The following is a 5,050-nucleotide window of genomic DNA, read 5'->3' on the forward strand; positions in this document are numbered from 1 at the left end:
GACGGCGTTGGCGACGAGGCGCCCGCCGGGCCGGAGCGCGTCCCAGCAGCGTTCCAGCAGGCCGGGGACGGTGAGCCCGCCGCCGACGAAGACGGCGTCGGGCGGCGGGAGGCCCTCCAGCGCGTCCGGCGCGCGGCCCGCCACGACGCGGACGCCGGGCACCCCGAGGGCCCCGGCGTTGCGGCCGATCCGCTCCGCGCGCTCCGGGCGGCTCTCGACCGCGACCGCCGCGCACGACGGGTGCGCCCGCGCCCACTCGATCGCGACGCTGCCGGACCCGGCGCCCACGTCCCACAGCAGCTCGCCGGGCAGCGGCCCGAGGCGCGACAGCGTCACCGCCCGGACCTCCCGCTTGGTGATCTGCCCGTCGTGCTCGAAGGCGTCGTCGGGCAGCCCGGCGACGCGCGGCAGCGGGGCGGCGTCCGGGCTCGGCGCGCACTCGACGGCCACCACCGCGAGCGCCGAGGCGGCCGGATCCGTCCAGTGGGACGCGACGCCGTGCGCGACCGTCTCGCTCTCCGCGCCGAGGTCGCACAGGACGGTCATCCTGCTGGGACCGAAACCGCGCCCGGTGAGCAGCGCCGCCACGACCGCCGGGGCCTGCCGCCCCGCACCGAGGACCAGCACGCGGCGGCCGGGGGCGACGACGGCGTTCAGCGTCTCCGCCGGGCGCCCGACGAGGCTGACGACCTCCACCCGCTCCAGCGGCCAGCCGAGGCGCGCGCACGCCAGCGACGCCGACGACGGGTGCGGCAGCACCCGCAGGCGCCGCGGGCCGACCAGCTCGGCGAGCGTGGAGCCGATCCCGTAGAACATGGGGTCGCCGCTCGCCAGGACGGCGACCGACCGCCCCGCGTACCGCTCGATCAGGCCGGGCAGAGCGGGGAGCAGCGGGGACGGCCAGGGCACGCGCTCGGCGGGGCCGTCCGGGACGAGGGCGAGGTGCCGGGCGCCCCCGAGCAGCACGTCCGCCGCCCGCAGCGCCGCGCGGGAGTCCTCCGCGAGGCCGTCCCACCCGTCGGCTCCGACGCCCACGACGGTGATGACACGCGCGTCCACTGGCCTCCTTGAGCGAAATGCGGCGCCAAGTCTACAACTGGCACACTTGGCCAGGTGAAGCGGCTTTTGATCATCGGCATCGGCGCGGGCGACCCCGACCACCTGACGTTCCAGGCGGCCAAGGCGATCGCCGCCGCCGACGTCTTCCTCGTCGTGGACAAGGGCGAGGCCAAGCACGACCTGGCCGGGCTGCGGCACGACCTCATCGCGGCGCACGGCCGGCACCCGTACCGGATCGTGGAGGCACGCGACCCCGAGCGCGACCGGGACGCCGCCGCCTACGCCGCCGCCGTGGAGGACTGGCGGTCGCGGCGCGCGCGGATCTACGAGTCGTTCGTCACCGGCGAGCTGGCCGACGGGCAGACCGGCGCGATCCTCGTCTGGGGCGACCCCGGCGTCTACGACAGCACCCTCGCGGCGCTGGAGGAGGTGGGCGCCGAGTTCGAGGTCGAGGTGATCCCCGGCATCAGCAGCGTCTCGGCGCTCACCGCGCGGCACCGCGTCGGGCTCACGCGGGTGGGCCGTCCCGTCCACGTCACCACCGGGCGCCGCCTCGCCGCCGAGGGACCCACCGCCGACGACGTGCTCGTCATGCTGGACGCGCACTGCGCGTTCGCCGAGGCGGGCGACGGCTACCACATCTACTGGGGCGCCTACCTCGGCACGCCCGACGAGATCCTCGTCTCCGGCCCGGTCGCGGAGGTGGCCGAGGAGATCCGCGCCGTGCGCGCCGAGGCCCGCGCCCGCAAGGGGTGGATCATGGACACCTACCTCCTGCGGCGCGAGTCCCCGGCGCGCCCCTGACCGGCGCCGGCGGGCGCGGCGCCGGCGGGCGTCAGGCCCTGAACGCGGCGCGCTCCTCGGCCGGGGCGGCCTGCCCGCCCGCGGCGGTGACCGAGCGCCCGCGCCCGGGGATGGCCAGCGCGACGACCCCGGCGAGCAGCGCCACGCCGCAGCCGATCAGCAGGCCGGCCCGGAAGCCGTCCTCGGACGGCAGCACGTGCCCGCCGAGGTCGATGGTCAGCTGGGACAGCACGACCCCGACCACGGCCGCCGACACCGAGGTGCCGACCGAGCGCATCAGCGTGTTGAAGCTGTTGGCCGAGGCGGTCTCCGACCGCGGCACCGCGCCCATGATGAGGGCGGGCATCGCGCCGTAGGCGAGGCCGACGCCCATGCCGCAGATCGCCGTGACGATCATCAGTCCCCACGCGGCGCCGATGAGCAGCGTGGACGACCCGTACCCGAGCGCGATCACCAGGCTTCCGGCGACCAGGGTGACCTTGGGCCCGCGGGCGGCCGACAGCCGCGCGCCGAGCGGGGAGACCGCCATCATCAGCAGGCCGGACGGCACCATCCACAGGCCCGCGGCGACCATCGACTGGCCGAGCCCGTACCCGGTCTCCTTCGGCAGCTGCAGCAGCTGCGGCACGATCAGCGCCTGGGCGTACATCGAGAACCCGATCACGACCGAGGCGGCGTTGGTGAGCAGCACCTGGGGGCGCGCGGTGACGCGCAGGTCGACCAGCGGGTCGCGGCTCCGCAGCTCCCACCAGCCCCACGCCAGCAGGACGACGACCGTGGCGGCGAAAAGGCCGATGGTCGTGCCGCTCGCCCACCCCCAGTCGGCGCCCTTGGAGACGCCGAGCAGCAGGCACACGAGGCCGGCGCCGAGACCGACCGCGCCCACGGTGTCGAAGCGGCCCCGGGCCTGGACGGGCGTGGCCGGCACCAGCAGGTAGATCAGCGTGGCGACGAGCGCGCTCAGCGCGGCCGAGCCCCAGAACAGCACCCGCCAGCTCGTGTTCTCGGCGATCAGGGCCGCGAGCGGCAGCCCGAACGCCCCGCCGATCCCCATCGACGAGCTCAGCAGCGCGATCGAGGACCCCAGCCGCTCGGGCGGCAGCAGGTCGCGCAGCGCGCTGATGCCGAGCGGGATCATGCCCATGCCGACGCCCTGCATGCCTCGCCCGACGACCATCGGGATCAGCGAGCCGGACAGCGCGCAGATCACCGACCCGCTGATCAGGGGCACCATGCAGACCAGCAGCATCCGGCGCTTGCCGTACAGGTCGCCGAGCCGTCCGATCATCGGCATGGCGACCGCGGAGGCCAGCAGCGTCGAGGTGACCACCCAGGTCGCGTTGGAGGGCGTGGTGTCCAGCAGCCGCGGCAGCTGGGCGATCAGCGGCACCACGAGGGTCTGCATGAACGCGGCGACGATGCCGCCCACGGCGAGAACGCCGACGATCCCGCCGGGTCGGACGGCGGGCGCGGACTCGTCCACGTGACATCCCTTCTGTCGGGTCGAGGAACTTGTGCACCATACATACGTTATGGTCGATGCACAACTTATGTACGGTGCATATCCCTGTGGTAGGCATGGGGGGCGAGCATCGAGGCAGGAGCGACCCGGGCGGAGCGCGTCCGGGAGAAGGACCGGCATGCACAAGCCCACGGATCTGATCGAGTACGAGACCATGCTGCTCGGGCGGCACAGCCTGGCCACCCGCCGCTCCCGGCGCGAGGGCGGCCTGCTGGAGCGCAGCGCCTACATCCTGCTCAGCCGCATCCGCATCGACGGCCCGATGTCGATCCGGCAGCTCAGCGAGGCGTTCGACCTGGACCCCTCGACGCTGAACCGGCAGACCTCGGCCATGCTGCGCGACGGCCTCGTCGAGCGCATCCCCGACCCGGCCGGCGGCATCGCCCGCAAGTTCCGCATCACCGCCGAGGGCGAGCGCCGCCTCGACAGCGAGCGCGGCCAGATCGTCGCCGGGATCGACAAGATCATGGCGGACTGGACGGCGGAGGAGGTCGAGGCCTTCGCCTCCTTCCTCCAGCGCTTCAACACCGACATCGAGCGCCTCGCCGGAAGTCCCTGGCCCCGCCCCTAGCCGGAGTGTCGGCAAGCCCCGGCCGCGCCGTTACCCTGGGGCGATGCGCCTCGGTGTGAACGTCCCCAATTTCGGCCCCGGCACCGACCCGGGCGTCCTGCGGCAGTGGGCGCGGACGGTCGAGGGCCTCGGCTTCGACCTGCTGATGGTCTCCGACCACGTCGCGGTCACGGGCGACGTCGCCGCGCAGTACCCGGCCCCGTTCTACGAGCCGTTCACCACGCTGTCCTGGCTGGCCGGCGTGACCGAGCGGGTGCGGCTCGGCACCACCGTGCTGGTCGTCCCGTACCGGCATCCGCTGCTCGTCGCCCGCATGGCCGCCAACCTCAACGACCTGAGCGGCGGGCGGCTCGTCCTCGGCGTGGGAGTCGGCTGGGCCCGCGAGGAGTTCGCGGCGCTCGGCGTGCCCTTCACCCGGCGCGGCGCCCTCACCGACGAGCATCTGGGGGCGATCCGCGCCGCGTGGGAGGACGAGGGCGACTACCGCGCGGGGCGCATCCCCCTCTGGATCGGCGGCAACAGCGACGCCGCGCTCCGGCGGGCCGTGCGCATCGGCGACGCCTGGCACCCTCTGCGTTTCACCCTCCCCTGGCTCCGCGGCGCGCTGGAGCGGCTGAAGGCCGTCGCGGACGAGCAGGGACGTCCGGTGCCCGCCCTGGAGCCCCGCATCGCCCTGCGGGTGACGTCCTCCCCTGTCACCGGCCCCGACCGGCTCGCCGGCGAGGGGACCGTGGAGCAGGTCGCCGGCGACCTCGAGCAGTTGCGGCTGCTCGGCTCGGGCACGGTCCTCCTCGACCCCTTCAACGGCGATCCGGACGAGACCCTGCGCCCGGGCGACGCCTGGCGCGATCTCGCGGCGGTCGCCGCCGTGCACGGGGCGGCGGTCGCCGCCCCGGAGGCCGCCGGGTAGTCCAGGAGATCGGGGACCGAGCATGGCCGGGGTCCGTCCACCCGGTTAACGATCAGTGAAGTTATCGCTCTCATCGCGGGACCCGGTCACGGCATGGCGTGTTTCACTCCGCGTGACTTTCGCGCACCATGGGTGACGAAGCCGTAGGTGCCGAGGCTCACGGGGGGTGGCCATGGCCGAGACG

At 74.5% G+C, this 5,050-nt stretch carries 5 protein-coding genes; 3 read left to right on the forward strand and 2 right to left on the reverse strand.

What is annotated here, in order from left to right:
• Positions 1–1,059: precorrin-6y C5,15-methyltransferase (decarboxylating) subunit CbiE (cbiE, locus tag AB0C69_RS37880; protein ID WP_360360666.1), on the reverse strand; the 1,059-nt coding region annotated here is incomplete at its 3' end.
• Between the two features lie 54 nt (positions 1,060–1,113).
• On the opposite strand from cbiE, the gene cobF reads away from it, so the two are divergent.
• On the forward strand, positions 1,114–1,863 hold the full coding sequence (gene cobF / locus AB0C69_RS37885; RefSeq protein ID WP_345186824.1) for a precorrin-6A synthase (deacetylating): 750 nt from the start codon (positions 1,114–1,116) through the stop codon (positions 1,861–1,863).
• 31 nt (positions 1,864–1,894) lie between these two features.
• On the opposite strand, the gene AB0C69_RS37890 is transcribed toward cobF, so the two are convergent.
• Positions 1,895–3,346, reverse strand: a complete 1,452-nt coding sequence (locus tag AB0C69_RS37890) for an MFS transporter (protein ID WP_353835158.1) — start codon at positions 3,344–3,346, stop codon at positions 1,895–1,897.
• A 157-nt stretch (positions 3,347–3,503) separates the two neighbouring features.
• On the opposite strand from AB0C69_RS37890, the gene AB0C69_RS37895 reads away from it, so the two are divergent.
• Positions 3,504–3,956 carry a MarR family transcriptional regulator gene (locus AB0C69_RS37895; protein WP_345186828.1) on the forward strand — a complete coding sequence of 151 codons (453 nt, stop codon included), beginning with the start codon at positions 3,504–3,506 and terminating at the stop codon, positions 3,954–3,956.
• Between the two features lie 43 nt (positions 3,957–3,999).
• Complete coding sequence (locus AB0C69_RS37900) at positions 4,000–4,866, forward strand: LLM class flavin-dependent oxidoreductase (protein WP_360360671.1); 867 nt, start codon at positions 4,000–4,002, stop codon at positions 4,864–4,866.
• Positions 4,867–5,050 lie beyond the last annotated feature (184 nt).

The sequence above is a fragment of the Actinomadura sp. NPDC048032 genome (genome assembly GCF_040653175.1).
GTDB classification, from domain to species: Bacteria; Actinomycetota; Actinomycetes; order Streptosporangiales; family Streptosporangiaceae; genus Spirillospora; species Spirillospora verrucosospora.

Excerpts from the sequence above, each read along its gene's own strand:
- AB0C69_RS37895 (WP_345186828.1), top strand. The coding sequence starts at position 3,504 with ATGCACAAGCCCACGGATCTGATCGAGTACGAGACCATGCTGCTCGGG.
- AB0C69_RS37900 (WP_360360671.1), top strand. The coding sequence starts at position 4,000 with ATGCGCCTCGGTGTGAACGTCCCCAATTTCGGCCCCGGCACCGACCCG.